Annotated in this window: 25 protein-coding genes; 15 read left to right on the forward strand and 10 right to left on the reverse strand. The window is 69.6% G+C overall.

Going from position 1 to position 21,865, the window contains the following annotated elements:
- The first annotated feature begins 2 nt into the window (after window positions 1-2).
- Window positions 3-1,067 (forward strand): mannosyltransferase family protein, encoded by a 1,065-nt coding sequence (locus ACIBQX_RS44205; protein ID WP_397015606.1) that lies wholly within the window; start codon window positions 3-5, stop codon window positions 1,065-1,067.
- 63 nt (window positions 1,068-1,130) lie between these two features.
- Here ACIBQX_RS44205 and ACIBQX_RS44210 read toward each other — a convergent pair whose 3' ends face one another.
- Window positions 1,131-1,874: a deoxyribonuclease IV gene (locus tag ACIBQX_RS44210; RefSeq protein WP_397015608.1), complete on the reverse strand. Its 744-nt coding sequence runs from the start codon at window positions 1,872-1,874 to the stop codon at window positions 1,131-1,133.
- Window positions 1,875-1,946: 72 nt separating this feature from the next.
- Between ACIBQX_RS44210 and ACIBQX_RS44215 the strand changes: the two genes are divergently transcribed.
- Window positions 1,947-2,126, forward strand: coding sequence for a hypothetical protein (locus ACIBQX_RS44215; protein ID WP_397015610.1), 180 nt, complete (start codon window positions 1,947-1,949; stop codon window positions 2,124-2,126).
- Between the two features lie 44 nt (window positions 2,127-2,170).
- Here ACIBQX_RS44215 and ACIBQX_RS44220 read toward each other — a convergent pair whose 3' ends face one another.
- The gene (locus tag ACIBQX_RS44220; protein ID WP_397015612.1) at window positions 2,171-2,482 is read right to left on the reverse strand and encodes a hypothetical protein; all 312 of its coding nucleotides are present in this window, start codon (window positions 2,480-2,482) and stop codon (window positions 2,171-2,173) included.
- A gap of 191 nt (window positions 2,483-2,673) precedes the next feature.
- Here ACIBQX_RS44220 and rpsF point away from each other — a divergent pair, with 191 nt between their 5' ends.
- From rpsF to ACIBQX_RS44255, 7 genes are all read left to right on the forward strand, one after another.
- Complete coding sequence (gene rpsF, locus ACIBQX_RS44225; RefSeq protein WP_106242878.1) at window positions 2,674-2,964, forward strand: 30S ribosomal protein S6; 291 nt, start codon at window positions 2,674-2,676, stop codon at window positions 2,962-2,964.
- A gap of 89 nt (window positions 2,965-3,053) precedes the next feature.
- Window positions 3,054-3,629: a single-stranded DNA-binding protein gene (locus tag ACIBQX_RS44230; RefSeq protein WP_397015613.1), complete on the forward strand. Its 576-nt coding sequence runs from the start codon at window positions 3,054-3,056 to the stop codon at window positions 3,627-3,629.
- A gap of 79 nt (window positions 3,630-3,708) precedes the next feature.
- Window positions 3,709-3,945, forward strand: a complete 237-nt coding sequence (gene rpsR, locus ACIBQX_RS44235; protein WP_020543048.1) for a 30S ribosomal protein S18 — start codon at window positions 3,709-3,711, stop codon at window positions 3,943-3,945.
- Between the two features lie 14 nt (window positions 3,946-3,959).
- On the forward strand, window positions 3,960-4,406 hold the full coding sequence (gene rplI / locus ACIBQX_RS44240; protein WP_397015614.1) for a 50S ribosomal protein L9: 447 nt from the start codon (window positions 3,960-3,962) through the stop codon (window positions 4,404-4,406).
- A 124-nt stretch (window positions 4,407-4,530) separates the two neighbouring features.
- Window positions 4,531-5,394 (forward strand): ABC transporter substrate-binding protein, encoded by an 864-nt coding sequence (locus tag ACIBQX_RS44245; protein WP_397015616.1) that lies wholly within the window; start codon window positions 4,531-4,533, stop codon window positions 5,392-5,394.
- Window positions 5,391-6,239: an amino acid ABC transporter permease gene (locus ACIBQX_RS44250; RefSeq protein WP_397015618.1), complete on the forward strand. Its 849-nt coding sequence runs from the start codon at window positions 5,391-5,393 to the stop codon at window positions 6,237-6,239. Before ACIBQX_RS44245 ends, ACIBQX_RS44250 begins: the two co-directional genes overlap by 4 nt.
- Entirely contained in the window at window positions 6,236-6,979 is a 744-nt protein-coding gene (locus tag ACIBQX_RS44255) for an amino acid ABC transporter ATP-binding protein (protein ID WP_397015620.1), read from the forward strand. The genes ACIBQX_RS44250 and ACIBQX_RS44255 overlap by 4 nt, the downstream gene beginning before the upstream one ends.
- Before the next feature lie 20 nt (window positions 6,980-6,999).
- On the opposite strand, the gene ACIBQX_RS44260 is transcribed toward ACIBQX_RS44255, so the two are convergent.
- Together ACIBQX_RS44260 and ACIBQX_RS44265 are read right to left on the reverse strand one after the other, a co-directional pair.
- Entirely contained in the window at window positions 7,000-8,493 is a 1,494-nt protein-coding gene (locus tag ACIBQX_RS44260; protein WP_397015622.1) for an APC family permease, read from the reverse strand.
- A gap of 67 nt (window positions 8,494-8,560) precedes the next feature.
- Complete coding sequence (locus ACIBQX_RS44265) at window positions 8,561-9,862, reverse strand: MATE family efflux transporter (protein WP_397015624.1); 1,302 nt, start codon at window positions 9,860-9,862, stop codon at window positions 8,561-8,563.
- A gap of 282 nt (window positions 9,863-10,144) precedes the next feature.
- On the opposite strand from ACIBQX_RS44265, the gene dnaB reads away from it, so the two are divergent.
- Window positions 10,145-12,733, forward strand: a complete 2,589-nt coding sequence (gene dnaB / locus ACIBQX_RS44270) for a replicative DNA helicase (protein ID WP_397015626.1) — start codon at window positions 10,145-10,147, stop codon at window positions 12,731-12,733.
- 31 nt (window positions 12,734-12,764) lie between these two features.
- Here the strand turns inward: dnaB and ACIBQX_RS44275 are convergent, their stop codons facing one another.
- Entirely contained in the window at window positions 12,765-13,700 is a 936-nt protein-coding gene (locus ACIBQX_RS44275) for a cupin domain-containing protein (protein ID WP_397015628.1), read from the reverse strand.
- A gap of 128 nt (window positions 13,701-13,828) precedes the next feature.
- On the opposite strand from ACIBQX_RS44275, the gene ACIBQX_RS44280 reads away from it, so the two are divergent.
- Together ACIBQX_RS44280 and ACIBQX_RS44285 are read left to right on the forward strand one after the other, a co-directional pair.
- A complete protein-coding gene (locus tag ACIBQX_RS44280; protein WP_397015630.1) occupies window positions 13,829-14,572 on the forward strand; it encodes an SDR family oxidoreductase in 744 nt (247 codons plus the stop codon).
- A gap of 123 nt (window positions 14,573-14,695) precedes the next feature.
- Window positions 14,696-15,139: a universal stress protein gene (locus ACIBQX_RS44285; RefSeq protein WP_397015632.1), complete on the forward strand. Its 444-nt coding sequence runs from the start codon at window positions 14,696-14,698 to the stop codon at window positions 15,137-15,139.
- Here ACIBQX_RS44285 and soxR read toward each other — a convergent pair.
- The 4 genes from soxR to ACIBQX_RS44305 are packed head-to-tail and all read right to left on the reverse strand — an operon-like array spanning window position 15,136 to window position 18,009.
- A complete protein-coding gene (soxR, locus tag ACIBQX_RS44290; protein ID WP_397015634.1) occupies window positions 15,136-15,618 on the reverse strand; it encodes a redox-sensitive transcriptional activator SoxR in 483 nt (160 codons plus the stop codon). The two genes, ACIBQX_RS44285 and soxR, sit on opposite strands and share 4 nt — an antisense overlap.
- A 10-nt stretch (window positions 15,619-15,628) precedes the next feature.
- Window positions 15,629-16,348: a metallophosphoesterase gene (locus ACIBQX_RS44295; RefSeq protein WP_397015636.1), complete on the reverse strand. Its 720-nt coding sequence runs from the start codon at window positions 16,346-16,348 to the stop codon at window positions 15,629-15,631.
- 24 nt (window positions 16,349-16,372) lie between these two features.
- Window positions 16,373-17,107: an ABC transporter permease gene (locus ACIBQX_RS44300; protein WP_397015638.1), complete on the reverse strand. Its 735-nt coding sequence runs from the start codon at window positions 17,105-17,107 to the stop codon at window positions 16,373-16,375.
- Window positions 17,104-18,009: an ABC transporter ATP-binding protein gene (locus ACIBQX_RS44305; RefSeq protein ID WP_397015640.1), complete on the reverse strand. Its 906-nt coding sequence runs from the start codon at window positions 18,007-18,009 to the stop codon at window positions 17,104-17,106. Before ACIBQX_RS44305 ends, ACIBQX_RS44300 begins: the two co-directional genes overlap by 4 nt.
- Window positions 18,010-18,118: 109 nt before the next feature.
- Between ACIBQX_RS44305 and ACIBQX_RS44310 the strand changes: the two genes are divergently transcribed.
- From ACIBQX_RS44310 to dnaN, 3 genes are all read left to right on the forward strand, one after another.
- On the forward strand, window positions 18,119-19,522 hold the full coding sequence (locus ACIBQX_RS44310) for a sensor histidine kinase (RefSeq protein ID WP_397015642.1): 1,404 nt from the start codon (window positions 18,119-18,121) through the stop codon (window positions 19,520-19,522).
- A 29-nt stretch (window positions 19,523-19,551) separates the two neighbouring features.
- The gene (locus ACIBQX_RS44315; protein ID WP_397015644.1) at window positions 19,552-20,205 is read left to right on the forward strand and encodes a response regulator; all 654 of its coding nucleotides are present in this window, start codon (window positions 19,552-19,554) and stop codon (window positions 20,203-20,205) included.
- A gap of 65 nt (window positions 20,206-20,270) precedes the next feature.
- Complete coding sequence (dnaN, locus tag ACIBQX_RS44320; protein ID WP_397015646.1) at window positions 20,271-21,368, forward strand: DNA polymerase III subunit beta; 1,098 nt, start codon at window positions 20,271-20,273, stop codon at window positions 21,366-21,368.
- Here dnaN and ACIBQX_RS44325 read toward each other — a convergent pair.
- Window positions 21,351-21,803, reverse strand: a complete 453-nt coding sequence (locus ACIBQX_RS44325) for a MarR family winged helix-turn-helix transcriptional regulator (protein WP_397015648.1) — start codon at window positions 21,801-21,803, stop codon at window positions 21,351-21,353. The two genes, dnaN and ACIBQX_RS44325, sit on opposite strands and share 18 nt — an antisense overlap.
- Window positions 21,804-21,865 lie beyond the last annotated feature (62 nt).

The raw sequence follows: 21,865 nt of genomic DNA on the forward strand, positions 1-21,865 counted from the left end.
GCATGCTCACCCGTTCCCCGGCCAGGGACGCTCTGGTGGTCTGGTTCGGCTCGCGTGCCGGGCTGCTGCTGATGACGTTGCTCGGCGTGTCCTTCGGCCAATACCTGCACAGGTGGAGGCAGTGGGACGCCGGGCTGTTCGTCACGATCGCGGAGTACGGCTACGACGGCGAGCCCGGCCGGCAGCCGGACGCGGGGCTGCCCGCCTTCTTCCCGGGCATGCCGCTGGTGCTGCGGGCGGTCCACCTCGTGGTTCCGGACTGGTCGGCCGCCGGGCTGATCGTCTCGCTGGTCGCCGGGGCGGTGGCCATGGTCGCGCTGGCCAGGCTGGCGGAGCTGGAGGGCGCGCGCGGTTGGGCCGCGGTGCTGGCGCTGGTGCTCTTCCCGGTGGCCGTGTTCCTCACCGCGGGCTACAGCGAGTCGCTCTTCCTGGCGTTCGCGATCCCCGCCTGGCTGGCCGCCCGCCGGGAACGCTGGGCCGCGGCCGCCGTGCTGGCGGCGGGCGCGTCGTGCGTGCGGATCACGGGGCTGTTCCTGGCTGCGGCCCTGATCGTGGAGTTCTGGAGGAGCGGTCAGCCGGTACGCCGCGCGCCCTGGCTGGTGGTGCCGTTCCTGCCGCTGGCGGCGTACTCCTTCTATCACTTCACCCGCACCGGGGACTGGCTGGCGTGGAAGAGCGCGCAGGAGGCCGGTTGGGGGCGGGAGCTGGTGTGGCCGTGGGACGCCTGGACGGTGACCTGGCAGGCGGCCATGGGCGAGGGCGAGGCGGCGGCGCCCTTCCGCATGGAGATCGCCGGGGCGGTGGTCGCGGTGGCGGCCCTGGTCTGGCTGCTGGTCCTGCGCAGATGGAGCGAGGCGGTCTACGTGGGGCTGCAGGCGGCGGCGCTGATGACGTCGGCCTACTATCTGTCGCTGCCACGCTCGCTGCTGCTGTGGTTTCCGCTCTGGGTGGCGATCGCCGGGCTCGCGACCAGGCGGCCGTGGGTGATCGTCGTCTACGCGCTGGTGTCGGGGCCGCTGATGGTGCTCAACACCGTCCGCTTCCTGTCGGGCGCCTGGGCGGGGTAAGGCCTCTACCCACTTTCGGTCATCGGTAATCCAGGGAAGTTATCCACAGGCTGTGTGTATCGGCTAGAGGTTCTTCCGCAGGAAGGCGATGTCCTCCGCCTGGCCCTCCGCCGGGGTCTCCACCACGATCGGCGCCCCAGCCGCCCGGCACACCTCCAGGATCAGCTCCGGGTCGATCCTGCCCTTGCCCAGGTTGGCGTGGCGGTCGGCGCCCGTGCCGAAGTCGTCGCGCGAGTCGTTGCAGTGGACCAGGTCGATCCGGCCGGTGATGGCCTTGACCCGGTCGACGATGCCGGACAGGTCCTCGCCGCCGGCGTGCGCGTGGCAGGTGTCGAGGCAGAAGCCCACGTCGAAGCCGTCGAGGGCGTCCCAGAGCCGGGCGAGCCGCTCCAGGCTGCGGGCCATCGCGTTGTCGCCGCCCGCGGTGTTCTCGATCAGCACCGGGATGGGGCACTCCAGGCGCTCGAAGACCTTGCGCCAGTTGTCGAAGCCCGCCTGCGGGTCGTCGCCGGCGTTGAGGTGGCCGCCGTGCACGATCAGGCCCTTGGCGCCGATGCCCGCCGCCGCCTCCAGATGCTGGGCGAGCAGCTTGCGGCTGGGGATCCTGATGCGGTTGTTGGTCGAGGCCACGTTCACCAGGTAAGGGGCGTGGATGAAGATGTCGACGCCCTCGACCGGCACGGTGGGCAACTCCGGCTTCTTGTAGCCCTGCGGGTTGCCGAGGAAGAACTGCACCACCTCGGCGCCGATCGCCGCGGCGTGGGCGGCGGGGTCGTCCTGACCGACGTGAGCTCCGATGCGCACCATGCCAGGAGCCTATCCGTTTGCCGGACCCGCGCTCGGGAAGTCGCCTTGGACCCCCTACGCGAGGAGAACGATATGAGCCGCTGGCGGCTGCGCTCCTTAATCATCCTGATCTACGTGGTCATCGGCCTGTACGTGGCCTGGGTGTACGACTACATCACGCCGGCGATCCTCAAGGACATCGCCGAGGCGCTGCTCGCGGTCTTCCTCTGGTTCCTGGTCCTGCTCGGCGTGGACCTGCGCATCGGCGGTTGACCGATATCCCGGACGGCCCCGGGCGACGACCGGGGCCGCCGGTGTCACGGCAGGAAGCCGCCTCTGGCGATGCCCAGGGCGGCACCCACGAACGACGCCACGAGACCGATGATGTTGAGCGAGCGCTGCGGCGTGGTGGCCGAGACATACTGGGAGTAGAGCCCGATGCCGAAGCCGAGCGTGCCGAACCAGGACGAGACGACGTGACCCCCGGGGAAGAAGGTCCCCGCGAAGGCGGCGAGTCCGCAGACCAGCGTGCTGACCGCGAGGATGTTCTCGACCGGGTGGGATCTGCCGTCGGTGTTGAGTGTGAGCCTGAACCGCTCGTTCTGTGAGGGTTGGAGCAGGTGCGGCACAGCGAAAGCACCCCCTAGGTTTCCTAGGTGCCTTCCCACCTTTGCGCGACTGGTAACCTGGACACGCTGCGTTGTGATGGATGATCCGTCACCCCGAGGGGCCGATATGGGCGCCCCGGGATCCGCGCAGCGTCCTCCTGTCACGGCAGAGTGTCGTGACCGCAAAAGTCCAGAGGAGGTTGGAGTCCCGCATGCGTCGTTACGAAGTAATGGTCATTTTGGACCCTTCGCTCGATGAGCGCACCGTGGCGCCGTCCCTTGACCAGTTCCTCACCGTGGTCCGCAATGACGGCGGCACTGTGGAGAAGGTCGACGTCTGGGGCCGTCGCCGTCTTGCCTACGACATCGACAAGAAGTCCGAAGGCATCTACGCCGTCATCGACCTGTCCGCGCAGCCCGCGACGGTCAAGGAGCTCGACCGCCAGATGAACCTCAACGAGGGCATTCTGCGCACCAAGGTCCTGCGTCCCGACGTGCACTAAGCAGCTCGTTGCCCGGCTTTTTGTCGGGCGGCGGCCGTACTCTGAGCCGTAACCGAAGACGAAGGCGTGCAGGAAGGCGAGCGCTAGCCATGGCAGCAGGCGACACCGTAATCACCATCGTCGGCAACCTTGTCGACGACCCGGAGCTGCGCTTCACCCCCACGGGGCAAGCGGTGGCTCGATTCCGCATCGCGTCCACTCCGCGGTTCATGGATCGTCAGACCAACGAGTGGAAGGACGGCGAGAGCCTCTTCCTGACCTGCAACGTGTGGCGGCAGGCGGCGGAGAACGCCGCCGAGAGCCTCCAGCGCGGCATGCGGGTCATCGTTCAGGGGCGGCTCAAGCAACGGTCTTACGAGACCAAGGAAGGCGAGAAGCGCACCGTCTACGAGGTCGAGGTCGACGAGGTCGGCCCGTCTCTGCGTAACGCCACGGCCAAGGTCAACCGCACCTCCCGTCAGGGCGGCGGCGGTGGCGGCGGCTTCGGCGGCGGTCCGGCCGACGACCCGTGGGCCTCTGCCACGCCTGCCTCGCCCCAGGGGGGCGGCGGCTTCGGCGGCGGTGGCGGCGGTTTCCAGGGTGGCGGCGGCGGCCAGCAGCAGGGCGGGTCCTCGTCCGGCGGCTTCGGCGGCGGCGGCGACTTCAGCGACGAACCGCCTTTCTAACCGGAAGATCCCTTTCCGATCCACCTGTCCACCTCGGCCCATTCCCGCTTGACGGCGGGGCTCTGAAAGGAGCACCACGATGGCAAAGCCGGCACTGCGCAAGCCGAAGAAGAAGGTTTGCCTGTTCTGCCACGACAAGATCTCCTACGTCGACTACAAGGACACCGCGCTGCTGCGGAAGTTCATCTCCGACCGCGGCAAGATCCGTGCGCGTCGGGTGACGGGCAACTGCACCCAGCACCAGCGCGACGTGGCGACCGCGATCAAGAATGCCCGTGAGGTGGCTCTGCTGCCCTACACGAGCACCGCGCGCTAAGGAGGCCTGTCGATATGAAGCTCATCCTCACCAACGAGGTCTCCGGCCTCGGCACCCCTGGCGACGTCGTCGAGGTCAAGGACGGTTTCGGCCGTAACTACCTCATCCCGCGCGGCTACGCCATGCGCTGGACGCGTGGCGCCGAGAAGCAGATCGAGTCCATCAAGAAGGCTCGTGACGCCCGCGAGATCCGCGACATGGGCACGGCCAAGGAGGTCGCCGGCCAGATCGGCGCGCTCCGCGTCCGGCTGACCACCCGCGCGGGCGACTCCGGCCGCCTGTTCGGCTCGATCACCACGGGCGACATCGCCGAGGCCGTCAAGGCCGCCGGCGGTCCGACCCTCGACCGCCGCCGCATCGAGATCGTCAACCCGATCAAGAGCGTCGGCTCCCACAAGGTGACCGTCAAGCTGCACCCCGAGGTCTCGGCGTCCGTTGACGTCGAGGTCGTCGCCGGCTGACGATTTCCGGCTTGGCCGCGGCCCGTCTCCCTTTCACGGGGAGGCGGGCCGCCGCACTTCACCCGCAGGTCGGAGCGTACAATTCCTACGTTCTTCCCCTGTATTTCCCCCTGGAGGCTCAGCCATGGCCCGTCCCTCGATGCTGCTCGCGCTAGGCGCGCTCGCGGCGGCGGCCGTCGCGTGTGCGCCTGCCGACAACACGGCGAGCACCTCGGCCGCTCCGACGGCGTCCACCGCCTGCACCAAGGAGCAGCTCAAGCTGATCACCCCGGGGAAGCTGACGATCGGCACGGACAAGCCGGCCTTCGAGCCGTGGTTCAAGGACGACGACCCGGCCAACGGCCAGGGCTTCGAGAGCGCGGTGGCGCACGCGGTGGCGGGGGAGCTCGGCTTCGACCGCACCGAGGTGCAGTGGAACACGGTCAAGTTCGACGCGGCCTTCGCGCCCGGCCCCAAGCAGTTCGACTTCGACATCAACCAGGTCTCCATCACCCCTGACCGGGCCAAGGCCGTCGACTTCAGCCACGGCTACTACACCGTCAAGCAGGCCGTCGTGGCCCTCGACGGTGGCAAGGCCGCCTCCGCCACGTCGCTGGCCGAGCTCAAGGGCGTCAAGATCGGCGTGCAGGTCGGCACCACCTCGCTCAACGCCGTGCGTGAGGTGATCAAGCCGGAGAAGGACCCGAACGTCTACAACGAGCAGATCGACAGCATCAACGCGCTGAAGAACAAGCAGATCGACGCGCTGGTCCTGGACCTGCCGACGGCGTTCTACGTCACGGCCGCGCAGGTCGAGAACTCGAAGATCATCGGGCAGTTCAGCGCGACGGGCGGCACACCCGAGGAGTTCGGCCTGGTCATGGAGCGGGGCAGCGCCCTCAAGTCGTGCGTCGACAAGGCCGTCGACGCACTCAAGACCAAGGGCGAGCTGGCCAAGATCGAGCAGCAGTGGCTGAGCGAGGCGGCGGGCGCGCCGGAGCTGAAGTGACCGCCGGGCCCACCCGGGTCAAGAGCGAGCGGCAGCACGAGCGGGAGCGGATCCGCAGGTCCCAGGGCCGCCGCACGGCCTCGATCGCCACCGCCTCGACGTTCGTCTTCGTCGTCCTGGTCGTGTGGATCGTCACCAACGCGCCCGGCTGGCCCCGGGTGCGGGAGACGTTCTTCGACGGGGAGATGTTCGTCAGGGCGCTGCCGGACGTGCTGGACGGCTTCCTGCTCAACATCAAGATGTTCCTGATCGCCGAGCCGCTGATCCTGGTGGTCGGTCTGCTGGTCGCGCTGGCCCGCAACATCCGCACGCCCGCCTTCTTCCCGGTCCGGGCGCTGGCCACGCTCTACACCGACGTCTTCCGCGGCGTGCCGACGATCCTGGTCATCTACCTGATCGGCTTCGGGCTGCCCGCGCTCAACCTGCAGGGCGCCCCCACCGACCTGGCGACCCTGGGCATCATCGCGCTCACCCTGTCGTACGGCGCGTACGTGGCGGAGGTGTTCCGGTCCGGCATCGAGTCCATCCATCCGAGCCAGGTGGCCGCCGCCCGCTCGCTCGGCCTGAGCCACGTCAAGACGATGCGGTTCGTGGTGCTGCCGCAGGCCACCCGCCGGGTGGTGCCGCCGCTGCTGAACGACTTCATCTCGCTGCAGAAGGACACCGCGCTGGTGGCCACCATCGGGCCGCTGGAGGCGCTCCGGCAGGCGCAGATCCACGCCGCCGGCACCTTCAACTACACCCCCTACCTGGTCACGTCGTTGCTGTTCATCCTGCTGACGATCCCGATGGCCCGGTTCACCGACCATCTGGCCGAGCGCACGCGGAGGAGGCGGGGGGCATGAGCTTGCTGACCATCGACGGGGTGTGGAAGGACTTCGGCGACCACAGCGTGCTGCGCGGCATCGACCTGGAAGTCCGCCCGCACGAGGTGGTGAGCCTGATCGGCGCGTCCGGGTCGGGCAAGTCGACGCTGCTGCGCTGCGTGAACCTGCTGGAGACGGTCGACGACGGCGCCATCCACCTCGACGGCCAGGAGATCACCGACCCGCGGGTGAACGCGGACGACGTGCGCAAGCGGCTCGGCATGGTCTTCCAGGCGTTCAACCTGTTCCCGCACATGAACGTGCTGGACAACATCACCCTGGCCCCCCGGCAGGTGCACAAGGTCGCCAAGGAGCAGGCCGAGGAGCAAGGCGTCGAGCTGCTGGGCAGGTTCGGGCTGGCGGACAAGGCCCGTGCCTATCCCGACCAGCTCTCCGGCGGCCAGCAGCAGCGGGTGGCCATCATCCGGGCCCTGGCCACCGGGCCCAGGCTGATGCTGCTGGACGAGGTCACCTCGGCGCTCGACCCCGAGCTGGTCGTCGAGGTGATCGCGCTGATCAGGGAGCTCAAGGAGTCGGGCATGACGATGATCGTGACGACCCACGAGATGTCCATCTGCCGCGACATCTCCGACACCGTGTGCTTCCTCGACGACGGGGTCCTGCTGGAGAAGGGCCCGCCGGAGAAGATCTTCACCGAGCCGGAGCACGACCGCACCCGCAGCTTCCTGCGTAGCGTGCTCGGCTCCGGCCGCCTCTGAGGCTTCAGCGCCGCAACGCGCTAACGCCGGTGCCGGCCCCGGCCACCGGCCTCCGGCGGGGGCCGTTCGGCCTGGGAGAGCAGGCTGCGCCGCCTGCCGTACACGAGATAGACCACCAGGCCGAAGGCCATCCACAGGGCGAACCACGCCCAGGTGAGCAGTTGCAGGTTGACCATGAGCCAGAGGGTGGCGACGAGCGAGGCGATGGGCAGCAGCGGTGAGAGCGGCACCCGGAAGCCCCGCTCCAGGTCCGGCATCGTCCGGCGCATCGCGATCACGCCGGCCGCCACGAACAGGAACGCGAACAGCGTGCCCATCACCACGAGCTCCTGCATGGTGAGCACCGGCACGAACACCGCCAGCACGATCGCCACCGCGCCGATCACCAGCGTCGCCCGCTGCGGCGTGTGATAGGCGCGGCTGATCGCGCCCAGCTGCCTGGGAAGCAGCCCGTCGCGGGCCATCGAGAACAGCACGCGCGTCTGGCCCACGATCAGCACCAGGATCACGGTCGTCAGGCCGAGCACCCCGCCGACGTCGATGACGTGCCCCATCCAGTCCACGCCGACGTCCTGGAAGGCGCTGGACAGCGGGGCGTCCAGGGAGATGCTGGTGTACGGGATCATGCCGACCATGACCACGGCCACCGCGATGTAGATCACCGTGGCCACCACCAGGCTGCGGATCATGCCCTTCGGCACCATGGCGCGAGGGTTGACGGTCTCCTCGGCGGCGGTGGCGACGATGTCGAAGCCGATGTAGGCGAAGGCGATGACCGGCGCCGCCGCGAACACGCCGATCCAGCCGAACGCCTGGTCCTGACCGACGAAGAAGTCGAGCACGGTCGTCTTCGTGCCGCTGACGGGCTGCGGCTCGGCGTAGAGGTCGCCGAAGTTGGCCACGTCGATGTGCATGGCTCCGACGACGATGACGGCGCCGATGGCCAGCAGTTTGGCCGCGACCATGACCCACAGGGCCCGCAGGCCGATCCGCGCGCCGACCGCCACGACCCCGGTCAGCAGCACCAGGATGACCACCACGAGGACGGTGGCGACCACGTCGGGGTACGGCACCCGTACCCCGAAGTTGGTGATGGCGCCGACGGTGATCTGCGACCAGGCCCGCGCCACCACGGCGGCGGCGAGCTGGAGCTCCAGAATGAGCGCCCAGCCGATGATCCACGCCCACACCTCGCCGAAGATGACGTAGGCGAAGGTGTAGGCGCTGCCGGATCTCGGCATCGTGGACGACAGCTCGGCATAGCACAGGCAGGCGAGCAGGCAGGCGATCCCGGCGATCATGAACGACAGGATCACGCCCGGCCCGGCCGTGGTCTTGGCCTGCTGGCCGGCGATGCTGAAGATGCCGGCGCCGATCATGACGCCGAGTCCGAGCACCACGAGGTCGGCCGTGCGATAGACCTGGGCCAGCGCATGCCGGGCACCGGTGCGCAGCTCGGTCGCCTCAGCAGGTGGCAGGCGCCGGGTGATGGAGGATCGCGTGATAGTGGACAAGACACACCCCGCTCATGGGACTCGCCCACACTGCCTTACCACTACGACAACGGCAAGCACGGGAGGATTACGCCCCTGTTACCAGCCAGGCGCTGCCCATGGCGCGCCGGCCCAGCGTGACGAGCCGGGCGGCCATCCACACCCCCAGCGCGCACCACAGGGCGACGATGCCGTGCTCGGCGGCGACGAAGGCGGCGGGCAGGTAGGCCAGCGTCGTCCACACGCCGGCCCACGCCAGATAGCGCTGGTCACCCGCGCCGATGAGCACGCCGTCGAGCACGAACACCACGCCGCAGATCGGCTGGAACAGCGCCACCGGCCAGAGCACGGCCAGCAACTGCGCGGTTACCTGTGGATCGGCGTCGAACAGGCCTGGCAGCAGCGGCCGCACCGCCAGCACGACCAGGGTCAGCACCACCCCCGACCACACGCCCCAGACGACCATCCGCCGGGTCGCGGCCCTGGTCGCGACGGTGTCTCCGGCGCCCAGCGCCCGCCCGGTGATGGCCTGCCCCGCGATGGCGATGGCGTCCAGGGTGAAGGCCAGCATGGTCCAGATCTGGGTGGCGATGGCGTAGGCGGCCAGCTCGGCCTGCCCCATCCTGGTGGCGATCGTTATCGCGACCAGGAGCACGATCCGCAGGCAGATGGTCCGGATGAGCAGGGCGAGGCCGGCCGTGCCCGCCTGCCTGACCCCGGCCGGATCGGGTCTGAGCGGGGTGCGCAGCCGCCTCGCCGCGCGTACGACCACGCTCACGTACACGGCGGCGCCCAGCGTCTGCGCGAGCACCGTCCCCCAGGCCGATCCCGCGATGCCCCAGCCGAGGCCGAGCACGAACCAGGCGTTCAGCACCGCGTTGAGCGCGAAGGAGCCCACCGCCACCAGCAGCGGCGTGGCGGTGTCCTGCAGCCCGCGCAGCACGCCGGTGCCCGCCAGCACGACCAGCATCCCGGGCGTGCCGAGCAGGCTGATCCGCAGGTACGTCACCGCCTGCTCGGCCTGGTGAGGCGCGGCTCCGAACAGGTCCACGACGGCCGGGGCGAGCGGCCAGCAGACCACGATCACCGCGGCGCCGATGGCCAGCGCCAGCCAGATGCCGTCCACGCCGCTGCGCATGGCCCGGTCGTGGTTGCCCGCCCCCGTCTGCCGTGCCACGGAGGCCGTCGTACCGTAGGCGAGGAACACGCACAGGTTCACCAGTGTCGTCAGGACCGCCCCCGCGACGCCCAGCGCGCCCACGGCGGTGGTGCCCAGCCCATGGCCGACGATGGCGTAGTCGGCGAGCAGGAAGAGCGGCTCGGCGACCAGCGCCCCGAACGCGGGCACGGCCAGCCGGAGTATCTCCCGGTCCTGGGTGGTAATGGGCATCCGTCTATTATGCCCCTTACCCGGCGTGGCGGTCCAACTTTCTTCCCTCCACAGCCGGTGGACACTGTTGTGCCAGGTCAGAGCGGTTTCGGTGGATGTCTTTCATAGTTATCCCCAGGCTGGTCCACAGGCCTTTCACATCTTCGGCCCGTTCGTCCACAGCTTGACCACAGGGTTATCCACAGGCTGCGTTGCCCTCGGCCCGGCGAGCCGGGAAACTGTCTCACCGGTCGACTACAAGTGGGGGTGGTGCGACCGCCTGCAAGCTGTTGAGGGGGCGCGGTGAGCATTGACGACGAAGAGGTGGGCGCGGGCCCAGGTTTCGAGCGCACACCACCCAACAACATCGACGCGGAGCAGTCCGTCCTCGGCGGCATGCTGCTGTCCAAGGACGCCATCGCCGACGTGGTCGAGGTCCTGCGGTCCGACGACTTCTACCGGCCCGCCCATCAGATGATCTACGACGTCGTCACCGACCTCTACGGCCGGGGCGAGCCGGCCGACGCGGTCACGGTCTTCGACGAGCTGCAGAAACGCGGCGAGATGGCCAGGGTCGGCGGCGCCGCCTACCTCCACACCCTGACGGCCGTGGTCCCGACGGCCGCCAACGCCGGCTACTACGCCAAGATCGTCCGTGAGCAGGCGATCCTCCGCCGCCTCATCGAGGCCGGCACCCGCATCGTCTCCTTCGGCTACGGCGGCCAGAACGAAGAGGTCGACGACCTCGTCGACCGCGCCCAGGCGGAGATCTACAAGGTCACCGAGCGCCGCACCTCGGAGGACTACGCGGCCCTGGCCGACATCATGCCGGGCGCCCTGGACGAGCTGGAGGCCATCGGCAGCCGGAGCGGCCAGATGGTCGGCGTCCCCACCGGCTTCCAGGACCTCGACCAGCTCACCAACGGCCTCCACCCGGGCCAGATGATCGTCGTGGCCGCCCGGCCCGCCATCGGCAAGGCGCTCGCCCTGGACACGCCGCTCCCGACGCCGGCCGGGTGGACGACGATGGGCGAGGTGCAGGTCGGCGACCACCTCATCGGCGCCGACGGCAAGCCGACACGCGTCGTCGCGGCCACCGAGGTCATGCACGGCAGGCCCTGCTACGAGGTCGAGTTCAGCGACGGCACGGTCATCGTGGCCGACGCCCAGCACCAGTGGCGCACCACCACACGAGCCGCCAGGAGGGCCGCTGACGATCTGCGGTCGTTCCAGTGGCCCGCCGACTCCGTCCGTCGTGTCAGGGACGCGTACCACGGCTCGCTCGCCGCTCGTGACCAGCGGATCACCCACCGAGAGGCCGTGGCCACCGTCGGGCAGGAGTTCCGTTACGTCCTCCACACGGTGGAGAAGGCAATGGGGACGGTCGGCAAAGTGCCTGCGGCTGTCGGCGGCCCGGTCCGGAGCTACTCCTGGCAGACGCCCGCCTATCCTGCGGCTCAACTCTTCGGAGCTCTGTACGAGAGGGTGACGAGGCCGAAGAACGCCGCCACGACGGCTCGGCACAGGAGTGTGGTGACCACGGAGGAGATCGCCGCCACGCTGAGGTGCTCGTCCGCGGATCGGCGGCCCAACCATGCCGTCGCGGTTTCCACTGCATTCCAGCTCGACGAGCAGGATCTCCCGCTTTCCCCTTACCTGCTAGGGATGTGGCTCGGCGACGGCCGGAGCGAAAGCGAGCGAGTCACCACGCTCGACCCTGAGATCATCGCCGATCTGCGAGCTGAGGGATGCCGCACGTCGGGTGTGCCGGGCGACAAGCACATTCCCGCCGATTATCTGCGCGGCTCGGAGAGTCAGCGGCGCGAGCTGCTGGCAGGTCTGCTCGACTCCGATGGGTACGTGAACGCGGACGGGCAGATCCAGTTCGCGGTGACGAACCGGCAGCTGGCCCATGATGTGCACGAGCTGGTCCTCAGCCTCGGTTACCGAGCGACGATTCACACCGAACCAGTGAAGGGGCGCACCGAGGCATCTGCCACCCGCTACGTGATCGAGTTCACCACGCCGGACAAGGTCTTCCGCTTGCCTCGCAAGGCGGCCAGGCAGGTGGATCGGGCGCATCCGTCGACGCTGGTGCGCTACATCGTGGACGTGCGTCCCGTCCCGTCACGGCCGGTCAGATGTGTCGAGGTGGCTAACGCCGATCACATGTACCTGGCCGGCCGGACCTGCATCCCGACACACAACAGCACCCTGGGGTTGGACTTCGCCCGGTCTGCGGCGATCAAGCATGGGATGACCACAGTCATCTTCTCCCTGGAAATGTCGCGCAACGAGATCACGATGCGTCTGCTGTCGGCCGAGGCCAGGGTGTCCCTGCAGTCGATGCGATCGGGCATGATGGGCGACGACGACTGGACCCGGCTGGCACGGCGGATGAGCGAGGTGGCCGAGGCGCCGCTGTTCATCGACGACTCGCCCAACATGTCGATGATGGAGATCAGGGCCAAGTGCCGCCGCCTCAAGCAGCGCAACGATCTGCGGTTCGTGATCATCGACTACCTTCAGCTGATGAGCTCACCGAAGAAGACCGAGAGCCGTCAGAACGAGGTCTCGGAGATCTCGCGTGCCATCAAGCTGCTGGCCAAGGAGCTGGAGGTGCCGGTCATCGCGATCTCGCAGCTCAACCGTGGTCCCGAGCAGCGTACGGACAAACGCCCTATGGTGAGCGACCTGCGCGAGTCTGGATCTATCGAGCAGGACGCGGACATGGTCATCCTTTTGCACCGTGAGGATGCGTACGAGCGCGAGTCCCCCCGAGCGGGTGAGGCGGACCTGATCGTGGCCAAGCACCGTAACGGCCCCACGGCGACGGTCACCGTGGCGTTCCAGGGCCACTACAGCCGGTTCGTCGACATGGCGCAGCACTGACGGCCGTAGCGGGCGCGTGGCCGGTCGTCGGTCATCGGGCGGGCGCCCGGGTGCGGGCGTCGATGCGGTAGCGGCCCGGGGTCCGGCCGCGGGCGCGGGTGAAGGCGCGGTTGAAGGCGGGGACGGAGCCGTACCCCACGGCGGCGGCGACGTCCTCGACGGAGTCGTGGGTGTCGCGGAGCCGGATGGCGGCCAGATCCATCCGCCACTGGGCCAGGTAGGCGGCGGGGCTCTGCCCGATGGCCGCCGGGAAGCGCCGTGACAGCGTCGCGCGCGACACCGCGATCGCGGACGCGAGCGTCGCGGTCGTCCACGGCCGCGCGGGGTCCTGGTGGATACGCTCCAGCGCCTCGCGGACGATCGGATCGCCGAGCATGCCCAGCCAGGTCCCGCGCTGCTCGGCCGGGCGGGTGGCCAGCCAGGCGCGCAGCAGCTGGATCAGCATGATGTCGACCAGGCTGTTGAGCACGGCCGTCGTCGCGATCTGCGGGTGGGCCAGTTCGCGGCCGAGCATGCGCACGGCGTCGTCGAAGCAGTCCGCCCCCACCTCGGCGCCGACGTGCACGAGGTCGGGAAGCCTGGTCAGCACCTGCGTGCGTGTCGCCGGATCGCAGCTGTAGTGGATGGTGACGATGCGCGTACGCACGGGCGGCGCACCGAGCCGGACCACCTCGCCGCTCTCGCGGGCGCGTGCCGCCTCCGCCTGGTCGCACGGCCCGGCCCGGGAGCCGGAGGCGTCGCTCAGGGCGTGCCGCGTCCCGGCCGGGAGCAGGACGACGTCGCCCGCGGTCAGCTCCACCGGCTCACGGCCCGCGACGGTGAGCCACGCGCCGCCCGCGGTGACGGCGTGCATCGCAGCGCCGGGATAGTCGTCCAGGACCATCGCCCAGCTTCCGCCCGCCTCGATCCGGGTGCCGAGAGTGCCTTGGACGCCGGACACCTGGAGCACGTCTGTCAGGAGATCCATGAGGTGATCGTACGTCAGGGTGAGGCAATCGGATAATTATCTGAGCCAGACGGGTATCGACTGACGCACCTGGTGCTCCGTACGGTTCATTACGCCCGGCTGTACCGGGCCGGAACCCAAGGAGAGACATGCGACTGCACGGAGCCACCGCCCTCGTCACCGGCGCCAACCGCGACCTCGGCCGCCACTTCGCCGAGCAACTGCTGCACCGGGGCGCGGCCAAGGTGTACGCCACCGCCCGCCGTCCGGAGCTCGTGGACCTTCCCGGCGCCGAGGTGCTGCCGCTCGACGTCACCGACCCGGCGTCCGTCGCGGCGGCAGCGGCGGCCGCCGGCGACGTCGACCTGCTGATCAACAACGCCGGGGTCTCCCTGGGGGTGAACCTCGTCGGCGGTGACCTCGACAAGATCCGGCTGACGCTCGACACCCACTTCTACGGCACCCTCGCCATGATCCGGGCCTTCGCCCCCGTCCTCGCCGGGAACGGCGGCGGCGCCATCCTCAACGTCCTGTCGGTCCTGTCCTTCCAGAGCTTCGACGGCAACAACGCCTACGCGGTCGCCAAGTCCGCACAGTGGGCCCTGACCAACGGGGTCCGGCTCGAACTCGCCGATCAGGGCACCCTCGTCACCGGCCTGGTGTTCGGGCCGACGGCCACCGAGACCATGAAGGCCTTCGCGGACAAGGCCCTGGAGGGCGGCGCACTTCCGGACGGCGTGCTGAACGACCCGGTCGACATCGTCCGCGCCGCCCTCGACGGGGTCGAGGCCGGGAAGATCGAGATCCTCGCCGACGGCTTCGGCGTCGCGGCGAAGGCCGCACTCACCGGCGACCCCCGCGCCTTCGTCCTGGGGACGGCTTCCGCCGGGTGACACGTCCTGACGCCCGAGGACGAACCCTGATCTCCGTACGGCGCGCCGAGGCTCTCTCGCTGACCCGCGCGTGTGACCCTGGGGAGTGCTCTACTGGTGAGTAGGAGCGAAGGGAAGCGCGTCATGACCATTCTCATCGCCTACGACGGCTCGCCGGACGCCCGGGCCGCCGTCGAGTTCGCCGGGCGTGCCCTCGCCGGTCGGCCCGCCATCGTCGTCACCGTGTGGGAGCCGCTGCTCGTGCGGATGCGCCGGTTCCCGCTGGGGGCCATCACGATCGCGGAGGACCTGGGGGAGGCCCGGGGTCAGGCGGAGCAGGTGGCCAAGGAGGGGGCCGAGCTGGCCGCCGCCGCGGGGTTCGCCGAGGTCACGTCCAGGGTGGTCGCCGAGACCGAGTCGATCTGGCGGACGATCGTGGAGGTGGCGGACGAGCTGGACGTCACGCTGGTCGTGATGGGGTCGCGTGGTCTGGCCGGGCTGCGCTCGGTGCTGCTGGGCAGCGTCTCCAACCACGTGCTGCACCACATCCACCGCCCGATCCTGATCGTGCCGCCCGCCAAGGGCTAACGGCACGGGGAGGCGGGAGGACAGATGCGGGTGTCGATGCGCCGGGCGCCCGGCCCTTCGGTGCCCAGCCGGTCGTAGGGGTTGGCCAGCGCGCACCGGTCCAGCGACAGGCAGCCGCAGCCGATGCAGTCGGTGAGGTCGTCCCGCAGGCGCTGGAGCTGCTCGATCCGGTCGTCGAGCTCCTTGCGCCAGGCTCCTGACAGGCGCGCCCAGTCGTCGCGGGTGGGGGTGCGCTCCTCGGGCAGCTCGGCGAGGGCGTCCTTGATGGTCTTGAGGGGGATGCCGAGCCGCTGCGCCAGCCGCACGAACGCCACCCTGCGCAGGGTGTCACGGGTGTAGCGGCGCTGGTTGCCGGCCGTGCGGCGGCTGGAGATCAGGCCCTTGGTCTCGTAGAAGTGCAGGGCGGACACGGCGACGCCGCTGCGCTCGGCGAGTTGGCCGACGGTCAGCTCCCGGGAGTTCCATGTCACGTTCGTCACATCCTCAAGGTTACTTGAGGATGACCGGCCGGAAATGGGTCACCAGCCGCTCGCCGTCGAAGAAGTGCAGGGCGAAGGCGGGCGGCAGGTCGTAGTCGAGGGGAAAGCCGTCGGTCTCGACGTGGGTCAGGCAGGTGGAGATGACACCGGGGGCGATGACGAGCGGCACACCGGCGAACGTGCTCGACACCCCGGTGTGCGCGTGGCCGGTGAACACGCCCGCCACGTTCGGGTGCCTGCGCACGACCGCTTCGAGCCGTTCCGGAGCGGTGAGCTTGATCCGGTCCACGTATGGGATCCCGAGGTCGATCGGCTGATGGTGCAGGCCCACGAAGGCCGGCACCCCGGGCCGTTCGGCGAGGATCTCGTCGAGCCAGGCCAGCGTCTCGTCCGCGAGGTAGCCGTGCGGCTCGCCCGGCACGCTGGAGTCGGCCAGCGCGATCGTGACCTCGTCGAGTCTGAGCACCTGGTTGGCGGGCCCGATCAGCTTCTCGAACGGCGGCACCGCGTCATGGTTGCCGGGGCAGACGATCAGCGGCACGTCGCCGCCGAGGAGGAGCCCAGCGGCGATCTCGTACTCCTCCACCAGCGCGTGGTCGGCGATGTCGCCGGTGACCACCACCGCGTCGAGCCGGAGCGCCGCGAGATGCCGCATGACGCCCCGGGCCCGGCCCACACTGGCCGCGGATCCGCCGATGTGGAGGTCGCTGATGTGCGCGATAGTCGCCATTTCGTCACCTTACGCCAGGTCGCGCTACTCCCAGCGGAAGAGCTTGACGGCCAGCCCGCTGAACAGCGCCAGCCCGACGGCGATCACGATCAGGTGCGGGAGCTGGGGCAGCTGGCCCGCCCAGGTGTCGCGCATGGCGTTGATGAACGGCCCGACCACCGAGTAGTCGCTGACCGTGCGCAGCGTCTCCGGCATGGCCTCGCGCGGGATCCACATGCCCCCCACGAACATCAGCGGGAACATCGCGATCGACCCGATGCCGGGCGCGGACTTGCTGTTGGGCGCGATCGAGGCGATCACCAGCCCCATGGCGAGCATCGCCGCGGTGCCGAACAGGACCACGAGGACGAAGGCGAAGATGCTCGAGGGGATCTGCGAGCCGAGCACCAGCCACCCGAGCACGATGATCAACACCGTCGCCACCAGCGCCACCACCAGATGGATCAGCAGTTGCGCGCCCAGCAGCCGTGCCGGGTGCACCGGCGTCGTCGACATCCTGCGCAGCACCCCCCGCTCCCGGTAAGTGGTCAGCACACTGGGCAGCGTGGTGAAGGAGATCGTCAGCAACGCCAGCAGGATCATCTGGGCGGGCAACTGGGCGTCGATGAACCGCTGACCGCCGAACGCCGGATCGGGCGTCCGCAGCGTCGGGATCTGCCCCAGGACCACCAGCAGCACGACGGGCAACACGATGCTGAAGGCGACGCTGGGCCAATCACGCAGCATCAGCTTGATCTCGACAGCGAGGATCTTCTTCATACCAGTTTCCTTCCGGTGAGCGCGAGGAACGCGTCGTCCAGAGAGGCCTGCTCGATGCGCAGGTCACCGGGGACGATCTGCTTCTGGGCCAGGGCGAGGGTGACCACGTGCGCCAGGTTCCCGGTGCCGGACACCGTCACCTGGTCGCCGCTGTGGCTGACGTCCGTCACACCGGGCAGCTCTGTCAGTACGGAGTCCGCCACGGGAGCCGACGGCCGGAACCGCACCCGCTGCTCGGCGCCCACCCGGGCGATCAGGCCGGCGGGTGAGTCGGTGGCGACGACGCGTCCGGCGTCGATGAGCGCGATCCGGTCGCAGAGCCGTTCGGCCTCCTCCATGAAGTGCGTGACGAGCACGATCGTCACGCCGGAGTCGCGCACGCTCTCGACCAGTTCCCAGGTGTCGCGCCTGGCCTGCGGGTCGAGCCCGGTGGTGAGCTCGTCGAGCACCGCGATGCGCGGCTTGCCGACCAGCGCGAGCGCGACGGACAGGCGCTGCCGCTGACCGCCGGAGAGCTTGGCGAAGGCGGTGTCCCGCTTGGCTGACAGCCCGACCTGCTCCAGCAGCGCCTGCCAGTCGGCCGGCTCGGGGTAGAAGGAGGCGTACAGGTCCATCGCCTCCCAGACCTTGATCTTCTCCGGCAGGGCCGCGCTCTGCAGCTGCGCGCCGAGCACCCGGCGCAGCGCGGCCCGGTCGCGGGACGGGTCGATGCCGGTGACCCGCACCTTGCCGCCGTCAGGGGCGCGGATGCCGGACACGCATTCCACGGTGGTGGTCTTGCCCGCGCCGTTCGGCCCGAGGATGCCGAAGATCTCCCCGGCCCGCACCTCGAACGAAACGTCGTCCACCGCCACATGGTTGGGGTAGCGCTTGTGGAGGTTCTCGACCTCGATGACGTTCATGGCCTTGAGCCTAGGAACGGGCCGTACGCAGGAGAATCGTGCTGGTTGCCCGGGCAAGGTGTATCTAGATGCAGTGTGCGTATCGCCTTCCATCGCGCACACTGAGGGGATGCTGCGGAAGTTCGGTCATGTCCTGGCGCTGCTGGCGCTGCTCGTCGCCGAGGTGATCGCGCTCGCCTCGTCGGTGCTCACGCTGATGCTGACCTTCGGCCTGGGCATGGTCTTCCTCTTCCCGCCGCAGGTCCGGATGATCCGGTGGGTGACGAGGACGACCAGGCGCGTGGTGCACGCCTCCACCGGGGTCACGATCGAGCCTCCGTACCTGCCCAAGCCGCCGCCTCCCCAGCCGCAGCCCGACGGCATGTACCGGTCGAACCGCACGCTCTACAAGACGCCGCGGATGCCGGCCTGGAACGACCGCTGGAAGTGGCTGCTCACCGACCCGGCGACCTGGCGCGACGGCCTGTGGCTGGCGCTGGACCCGATGGTCAAGGTGCTGCTGGTGCCGCTGTTCATCCTGCTTCCCGGCCGCGGCCTGCGGGTGTACGCGCTGTGGTGCGAGGTGCTGCTGGCCGCGACCGCGGCCAGCCGCCTGGCCGGCCAGGTCAACCACCTCAGCAGGGTACGCAACCTCGCCGTGGACACGCAGGCGGCCGAGATGCGCAGGATCGAGCGTGACCTGCATGACGGCACCCAGGCCAGGCTGGTGGCGATCGGCATGACGATCGGCGCCGCCGAGCAGCTCATGGCCACCGACGCCGCCGCGGCCAAGGCGCTGATGGCCAAGGCCAGGGAGGCGTCCGCGGAGACGCTGACGGAGCTGCGCCGGATCATCCGCGGCATCCACCCGCCGGTGCTGGCCGAGCGCGGGCTCGCGGACGCGGTGCGGGCGCTGGCGATGGACAGCGTGCTGCGGGTGACGGTGGAGGCGGACCTGCCGAACCGGCCGGAGTCCCCGGTGGAGGCTGCGGCCTACTTCGCGATCAGCGAGCTGCTGGCCAACGCCGCCCGGCACGGCAAGGCCAAGACGGTGGCGGTCGACATCAGCTGCAACGGCCCCAACCTGCGGATCACGGTGGCCGACGACGGCTGGGGAGGCGCCGACCCGGCGAAGGGCAGCGGGCTGGCCGGCATCGAGCGCAGACTGGCGGCCTTCGACGGGGTGTTAGCGATCAACAGCCCGCCCGGCGGCCCCACCACGGTCACCATGGAGCTGCCGCAGGTGCTGCCCGAATACTGGGCAGGCGAGTTGTCCAAGCTGCCGCGCTGGAAGCTGGTGACAGTGGTGGCCCTGCACTCGACGGCCTGGTGCCCGATGTTCCCGCAGGGGATCGTGGCCGCCATCTTCAAGATCTTCGGCGTTGACGAGAAGACCTGGTTCCTCGCTCTGCACCTGCCGGGGCCCTGGCAGTGGCCGGTCATCGCGCTCATGATCGCGCTCGGCACGACCATGTACGTGGTGGCCATGGCGCTGCCCGCGCTGCACGAGAAGAAGGGGGGCGCGGCGTGCTAGACGGCACCGAGCCGCCTATGGTGCACAACGTGCCTCTCCGCGTGCTCATCGCCGAAGACCTCTACCTGCTCAGAGAAGGGCTGGTCCACCTGCTGCAGGCGCACGGCTTCCAGGTGGTCGCCGCCGTGGAGAGCGGCCCGGAGCTCCTCAAGGGCCTGCTGGAGCTCCGCCCCGACGTCTCCATCGTGGACGTACGGCTGCCGCCCACGTTGACCGACGAAGGGCTGCAGGCCGCGCTGGCCGCGCGCAAGCAGGTGCCCGGCCTGCCGATTCTGGTGCTCTCCCAGCATGTCCAGCAGCTCTACGCCCGCGAGCTGCTGGCTGACGGCTCCGGCGCGATCGGCTACCTGCTCAAGGACCGGGTGTTCAACGCCGAGCAGTTCGTCGACGCGGTCCGGCGGGTCGCCGCGGGCGGCACCGCGATGGACCCGGAGGTGATCGCGAAGCTGCTGGCCAGCAACGCCGCGCACGAGCCGCTGGCCGCGCTCACGCCGCGCGAGCGGGAGGTGCTCGAAGCCATGGCGGAAGGGCGCTCCAACGCCGCCATCTCGCAGCGCCTCTACCTCAGCGAGAGCGCCGTGGCCAAGCACACGGCCAGCATCTTCGGCAAGCTCCGCCTGGCCCCCTCCGACGACGACAACCGCCGCGTGCTGGCCGTTCTCGCCTACCTCAACAGTCGCTGAGGAGGACTCTTGTCGGTGCCCTCGGCTATTTTCTAGAGGGCACGCCGAGAGAAAGGGTGGATCAGGTGAAAATCCGGGTTAACCGCGATGTCCTGGCCGAGGCGGTCGCGTGGGCCGCCAGGGTCCTGCCCAGCCGCCCTGTGACGCCGGTGCTGTCCGGGCTGCTGCTGGAGGCGGGCGAGGAGCTGAGCCTGTCCGCGTTCGACTACGACGTGTCGGCCCGCGCCACGGTCGACGCCGACGTGGCTGAGACGGGCAGCGTGCTGATCCCCGGCCGGCTGCTCGCGGAGATCAGCCGGAGCCTCCCGGCCGATGACGTCGAGATCGTCACCGAGGGGTCCGAGGCGGTGCTCACCTGCGGCAGCGCCGAGTTCGGCCTGATCACCATGCCCGTCGAGGACTTCCCGACCATGCCCACGATGCCGCCGAGCATCGGCGCGATCGGCGGCGGCGTCTTCGCCCTGGCGGTCGGGCAGGTCGCGCCGGCGTCCAGCCGCGACGACACTCTCCCCATGCTCACCGGCATCAGGGTCGACATCGACGGCGACTCGATCACGATGGCCGCGACCGACCGCTATCGCATCGCCGCCCGGGACTTCGCCTGGCGTCCGGTCGGCGCCGACACGTCGATCTCCGCCATGGTGCCCGCCCGGGTGCTGGTGGAGGTGGCCAAGTCACTGCGTGGCGGCGAGGTGTCGGTGGCGCTGGGCGACGGTGTGGCCGGGTTCGAGAGCGTCGGCCGCAGCACCACGGTCCGGCTGCTCGACGAGCAGTTCATCGACTACCGCGCCCGGTTGACCGCCGACTGGTCGATCAGGGCCGACGTGCGGGTGGCGCCGTTCGTGGCCGCCATCAAGCGGGTGGCGCTGGTGGCCGAGCGCAACACCGCCATCCGGCTGTCGTTCAGCCAGGGGCAGGTGCTGATCCAGGCGGGCGGCGGCGACATCGGCCGCGGCGCCGAGGTGGTCGAGTGCGAGCTGCGCGGCGACGACATCCAGATCGCCTTCCAGTCGCAGTTCCTCCTCGACGGCCTGACCGGCATCGACAGCGAGCTGGCCCGCCTCAACATGGAGTCGCCGACCAGGCCGGCCCTGATCCAGGACGTTCCCGGCGACGCCGAGCCGGCCTTCCGCTATCTGGTGATGTCACTGCGGCTGAGCTGACCGCCCCGCCACCAGCCTGTAGACGCGCTTGAACTCCGCGTAGGCCTCCTCGCCCACGGCCCGCGCGTGCCGCTCCTCGATGGCGGCCACGATGGCGTCCGAGCGGGCCATCTCGTCGAGCCCTTTCGCCGTGGGCACGACCAGCTTGGCCCGGCGGTCGGCCGGGTCCGGCTGCCGCTCCACGTACCCCAGCGCGACCAGCTCGTCCACCAGGGTCCCGATGACCTGCTTGTGCTGGCCTGACTGCGCGGCCAGATCGGTGGCCCTGCTGCCCTGCTCGTCCAGATAGGCGAGCACGGCGCCATGGCGCGGCCTGAGCTCCGGATGCCCCTGCTCGGCGAGGGTGGCGAACAGCTCCTTCTGCAGGCCGAAGAGCGTGCGGCCGCTCAGGACGCCGAGATCGGGGTCGGCTTGCTTACGTTCACTGCGGCGCACGGCCATGTCCTCCAAATGGTCACTAATCTTGACTGTCACTATTTCTTACCATATTCTGCTCG

Origin of the sequence: Nonomuraea sp. NPDC049714 (assembly GCF_044465295.1) — a bacterium.
In the GTDB taxonomy this organism is placed as follows: domain Bacteria; phylum Actinomycetota; class Actinomycetes; order Streptosporangiales; family Streptosporangiaceae; genus Nonomuraea.

What these genes read in the sequence shown, in the direction of transcription:
- ACIBQX_RS44205 (WP_397015606.1), top strand. Translation starts at nt 3, where the DNA reads ATGCTCACCCGTTCCCCGGCCAGGGACGCTCTGGTGGTCTGGTTCGGC.
- ACIBQX_RS44285 (WP_397015632.1), top strand. Translation starts at nt 14,696, where the DNA reads ATGACCATTCTCATCGCCTACGACGGCTCGCCGGACGCCCGGGCCGCC.
- ACIBQX_RS44300 (WP_397015638.1), bottom strand. Translation starts at nt 17,107, where the DNA reads ATGAAGAAGATCCTCGCTGTCGAGATCAAGCTGATGCTGCGTGATTGG.
- ACIBQX_RS44265 (WP_397015624.1), bottom strand. Translation starts at nt 9,862, where the DNA reads ATGCCCATTACCACCCAGGACCGGGAGATACTCCGGCTGGCCGTGCCC.
- rpsF (WP_106242878.1), top strand. Translation starts at nt 2,674, where the DNA reads ATGCGTCGTTACGAAGTAATGGTCATTTTGGACCCTTCGCTCGATGAG.
- rpsR (WP_020543048.1), top strand. Translation starts at nt 3,709, where the DNA reads ATGGCAAAGCCGGCACTGCGCAAGCCGAAGAAGAAGGTTTGCCTGTTC.
- ACIBQX_RS44210 (WP_397015608.1), bottom strand. Translation starts at nt 1,874, where the DNA reads ATGGTGCGCATCGGAGCTCACGTCGGTCAGGACGACCCCGCCGCCCAC.
- ACIBQX_RS44255 (WP_397015620.1), top strand. Translation starts at nt 6,236, where the DNA reads ATGAGCTTGCTGACCATCGACGGGGTGTGGAAGGACTTCGGCGACCAC.
- ACIBQX_RS44215 (WP_397015610.1), top strand. Translation starts at nt 1,947, where the DNA reads ATGAGCCGCTGGCGGCTGCGCTCCTTAATCATCCTGATCTACGTGGTC.
- ACIBQX_RS44245 (WP_397015616.1), top strand. Translation starts at nt 4,531, where the DNA reads ATGGCCCGTCCCTCGATGCTGCTCGCGCTAGGCGCGCTCGCGGCGGCG.
- ACIBQX_RS44310 (WP_397015642.1), top strand. Translation starts at nt 18,119, where the DNA reads ATGCTGCGGAAGTTCGGTCATGTCCTGGCGCTGCTGGCGCTGCTCGTC.
- rplI (WP_397015614.1), top strand. Translation starts at nt 3,960, where the DNA reads ATGAAGCTCATCCTCACCAACGAGGTCTCCGGCCTCGGCACCCCTGGC.
- ACIBQX_RS44280 (WP_397015630.1), top strand. Translation starts at nt 13,829, where the DNA reads ATGCGACTGCACGGAGCCACCGCCCTCGTCACCGGCGCCAACCGCGAC.
- ACIBQX_RS44275 (WP_397015628.1), bottom strand. Translation starts at nt 13,700, where the DNA reads ATGGATCTCCTGACAGACGTGCTCCAGGTGTCCGGCGTCCAAGGCACT.
- ACIBQX_RS44295 (WP_397015636.1), bottom strand. Translation starts at nt 16,348, where the DNA reads ATGGCGACTATCGCGCACATCAGCGACCTCCACATCGGCGGATCCGCG.
- ACIBQX_RS44230 (WP_397015613.1), top strand. Translation starts at nt 3,054, where the DNA reads ATGGCAGCAGGCGACACCGTAATCACCATCGTCGGCAACCTTGTCGAC.
- ACIBQX_RS44305 (WP_397015640.1), bottom strand. Translation starts at nt 18,009, where the DNA reads ATGAACGTCATCGAGGTCGAGAACCTCCACAAGCGCTACCCCAACCAT.